Here is a 3,966-nt window from a genome sequence, read left to right as displayed (position 1 = left end):
ACGTTGGTCATTAAACCACCATGCCGAACCAAACTGCATTTTTCCTGCCGTTTCGGCTGATTGGAAGTTACCGAGCATTGTCGCAAGAACATAATTATCCTTTGGATTTAATGTATAAAGAATCGTTTTCGGCAGTCCGTTGTTACATTCCATTGCGTCAAGCAAAGCCGAAAGGTCTGCCGCAATTTCATAATCTGCGATTGAGTCAAAACCGACATCTGCGCCGAGTTTTTTGAACATAGCAGAATTATTGTTTCTCAAAGCACCGATATGTAACTGCATTGCCCAATCAAGTTCACTGTACTTTTTCGCAAGTCTTATAAGTGTTTCGCACTTAAATGCATTTATTTCATCGGCACTTAAATTTTCACCGTTCATTTTCTTTACAAAAACATCGTCTGCACTATAATCTCTGTTAAACGGTACACCGTCAAGAGCATGGTCACTTATACGACAACCTGCATTATGAAAATAATCAATTCTTTCATTGACTGCAGTTATAAGTTCGTCATAATTTTTTATGTTCATACCGCATACGTTTCCAAGTGCTTTGATATAATCCGTAAAATCGGTCTTTTCAATATTGATTAATCTGTCAGGTCTAAACGCAGGTAGAACTTTTGCTTTTATATGTCCCTTTTCGGCAATTAATTTGTGATATTCAAGCGAATCAATAGGGTCATCGGTTGTGCAAAGTACCGCAACATTTGATTGATTTATAAGTGTTGACGGGCTCATTTTTGTTTCTTTTATAACCTTGTTGCACTTTTCCCATATTGTATCGCAATTTTCCGCCGTGACAACTTCATCAACATTAAAATATCTCTTTAATTCAAGGTGTGTCCAATGATAAAGTGGATTGCCTATCGCATACTGCAGGCAACCACAGAACGCTTTAAATTTATCATAGTCGCTCTTGTCACCGGTTATGTAACTCTCGTCAATACCGTTTGAACGCATATATCTCCACTTATAATGGTCACCGTCCAAGAAAATCTGAGTAATATTTTCAAACGGCTTGTCCTCATACATCATTTGAGGGCTTAAATGACAGTGATAATCAAAAATCGGCATATCCTTTGCATAGTCATTAAACAGCTTTGCCGCCGTTTCATTATTCAACATAAAATTATCGTCCATAAACTTTTTCATTACCATTACCTCACAGTATTATTTTATATTCTTATTATATACTCAAAACAGAATTTGAGCCACATATATTTTGCTTTAATTCAGCTTAAATCTTACAAATCTTGCTTAACATTTATTATATCACATTTTCATACAAACGCAACTCATTTTTGAATTGACCGCACACAAAAATTATGCTAAAATTATTTTGAGGTGAGTTTGATTGGAAAAGACGATACGACGCGTTATGTATGACAAATCTTATACATATACTTACAGAACAGGTATGTCCGAAGGACCAATTCTCGGCAATCATATGCACATATATTATGAATTTTTGCAACTGATTGAAGGCAATGCGCTTTACAACGTTGAAGGAACGGAATACAAAATTTCTTCGGGCGATTTATTAATCACCAATCCAAACGAATTTCACTTTATTACTTTTCCGAAAAACAGCGTTTATCATCGTCAGTTTTTGCAGATACACAGCAGCTTTGTTTCATCAATGAATCCTCATATTTTAGACACTTTAAATGCCCGAAAATTCGGAACAAACAACAGAATACCGTCCGAAATATTCAATAAATACAATCTCGGAGATATTTTCAAAGGCGTTGAACATTACTCGGCAAATCCAACAGATGATACTGATTTTATGGTTTCCACATATGCCGCACAACTTGTCGTGAAGCTTAGTGAAATTCTTAAAAAAGAATTTCTTGTAAACGACACTTCCTCTAAAAACAAGCATATCAAAGAAATCCAAAACTACATTGAACAAAATTTCACACACAATTTGAATATTGATGATATTGCGGAACATATGTTTTTAAATAAGGCATATATCAGCCGTCTTTTTAAAAGCGAAACAGGTCTTACAATATCCGTTTATATAAATATGCGTCGCGTTATGATGGCAAAAAATCTGTTGCTTGTAGGCGAAAATGCAATGAATATTTTTTATAAATGCGGTTTCAGTGACTATACCACTTTTTATCGTGTGTTTAAGAAATACACCGATATGTCCCCCGAACAATTTAAGAAAAAGCACTCAAATATATAAAATCAGGTCGGTATTGTACCGACCTGATTTTATGTTATAACCATTTTATTCACAAACCATTGTAAGATTATCAAGACCTACCGTTCCGTTAGACTTTGCGGCTCTAAGGTAGAATGAGCCTATTTCCGTTATATCATTTGAACTGTAGAAATCCAAATCATTAAGTTCGGCTGTTATGTCGTTATCATTTTTCAAAGTCACATTAATCTTCTTTGTAGCGAAATTAATTTCAGCATTTAGGTGTATCCATGAACCGACAAAATTGCTTGACACTGTTTGACCGTTTACAAGCAATGTACTTCCGGAATTGTATTCAAACGCAATTATATGTCCGTCATATTTTTTACTTTTGTTTACAAAGCCGTAATTCACGTTGTTACTGTCAAATTTCGGAGATGTATCGCCGATTGAGAATTGACTGTTACCCGCCGTTCCCTTTGGTGCAAATTTAATATCGGCATTTACCGTAACCGTTTTATTTGTACAATCTATAGTATCAAGTTTCTGCCATACTCCTACCGTTGAACCCGTTGACGCATAGCTTAAATAACTGTTTTCATTATCCTTTGCAACAGTCAATTTAGGACTTCCGCCGCCGTATGTCAACACACTGTCATCAATAGTATAATTTTCAAAATCAGCATAGAAATCATATTCGCCGCCTACATCATATACAAGAGTAAATACGCTATTCTCCTCAAGTTTATCTGCAGTATATACCGACTTTTCGGCGTTATACTTATATGTGTACACCTTACCGTCACGTTTAACAACTTGGTCTTTACAGTAATCAGCCGAAACGGTATACTTATCTCCGACATAGAAATCGCCCGTTTCCGTTACGCTTTCCATAATATCATTACCTTGATTGTCTTTAAATTTAATCGCAATATGAGCCTTTGTTAAATCCGTTACAGAAACCATTGATACAGTGATATTTTTCGATTCGGTTGCCTGTGAAAGTTCAAGTTTTTGTCCTGCGTCACGGTAGCCGTCTGCTGTTGCACTGATTAAATAATCACCCTCGCAAAGCAAATATTCACCGTTTAAATTAGGTGTAAGCACTGCACCGCTTATACCGTCTTTAACAACAATATTCGCGTCAACACTTTCCTCACTCTTCGAATCAACCGCACCGAATGTAATTTTATACTGCGGTCCGCTGACTTTACCGATGCTTACATTATCAACAATACACGATCTGTCGGCATATCCATGACTTGAGCTGAAATTTATACCGCCAAGACTTCCTGTGCTGTCGCCGATTTTTCCTGTAAATTCAGCAGTCTGTCCGCCGTCATATGATACGGTTACATATGCCTTATTTGAACCGAAATCAATTACATTTTTAAAGTGAGTCGGTTTATTTGATGATGAGCTGTTATTTCCTCTTGATATTGCCGCCGACAATTTTGAATAATCATCAAGAACATCATTACCGCCTATTTTAACATTCGTGTTACCGGATAAATCATATGCACAAATTTGTGTTGATACGATTGCTTTACCGTTTGCGTCTGTAAGGCTGTATGACATTGTTTTACCGCTGTGCTTACCGAATGTAATATCAAATTCAACCGTCAATTTTTCGCCTTGTGAAGTTACTACAGGGTTTGCATACTGCATTGACGCACTTCCCGTTGAAGTACCTTTTGTTGAATTGTTCATCAAAATCTGACCGTTATTGTTTACCGTATCACCTATCAATGTAAACGCATTTGCACCGTTAGTATCGTTTAAGTCGGTATCAAATGTCCACTTGCTTACCT

General features: G+C 36.4%; 3 protein-coding genes. 1 reads left to right on the top strand and 2 read right to left on the bottom strand.

Translation table 11 applies throughout. The features are described from left to right. Positions 1–1,152 (bottom strand): glucuronate isomerase (gene uxaC / locus ACLTU0_RS11195; RefSeq protein WP_412322515.1); only part of this gene is annotated, 1,152 nt, incomplete at its 3' end. A gap of 202 nt (positions 1,153–1,354) precedes the next feature. Between uxaC and ACLTU0_RS11190 the strand changes: the two genes are divergently transcribed. After that, the gene (locus tag ACLTU0_RS11190) at positions 1,355–2,197 is read left to right on the top strand and encodes an AraC family transcriptional regulator (RefSeq protein ID WP_412322513.1); all 843 of its coding nucleotides are present in this window, start codon (positions 1,355–1,357) and stop codon (positions 2,195–2,197) included. Positions 2,198–2,242: 45 nt separating this feature from the next. Here ACLTU0_RS11190 and ACLTU0_RS11185 read toward each other — a convergent pair. Next, positions 2,243–3,966: hypothetical protein (locus ACLTU0_RS11185; protein ID WP_412322512.1), on the bottom strand; the 1,724-nt coding region annotated here is incomplete at its 5' end.

Source organism: Hominilimicola sp., assembly GCF_046972485.1.
In the GTDB taxonomy this organism is placed as follows: Bacteria; Bacillota; Clostridia; order UBA1381; family UBA1381; genus Hominilimicola; species Hominilimicola fabiformis.
This window is presented reverse-complemented; position numbering and strand designations above follow the sequence as displayed.